The sequence below is a fragment of the Massilia mucilaginosa genome (assembly GCF_011682145.1).
In the GTDB taxonomy this organism is placed as follows: domain Bacteria; phylum Pseudomonadota; class Gammaproteobacteria; order Burkholderiales; family Burkholderiaceae_D; genus Telluria_A; species Telluria_A mucilaginosa.
The window spans coordinates 1-284 of record NZ_WHJH01000363.1 but is presented as its reverse complement, the minus strand read 5'-3'; the positions used below and the strand labels follow the sequence as shown (position 1 = coordinate 284).

General features: G+C 61.3%; 1 protein-coding gene. It reads left to right on the top strand.

The features are described 5' to 3' along the window. Positions 1-284 (top strand): hemagglutinin repeat-containing protein (locus F2P45_RS35185; protein WP_166882764.1); only part of this gene is annotated, 284 nt, incomplete at both ends.

Here is a 284-nt window from a genome sequence, read left to right as displayed (position 1 = left end):
AGCGGCAACATGGTCAAGAGCAAGACGACGACCAGTTCCAGTACAGCGAGCGCGCAGCAGGCGCAGGGCAGCAGTATCGAAGGCAGCAGCATCGCTATCGTTGCCGGCAACGGCAAGGACGCGGTGGGGAACGTGAATGTGATCGGCTCGTCGGTACTTGCCGACAAAAACCTGAGCGTCAAGGCGGGTGCGGACATCAACGTACTGGCGGCGACCAGCACCGGTATCTACAGCGAGGCGACAACGGTCAAGCAGTCGGGCTTGTCGGGCGCGAAGAACGGTAT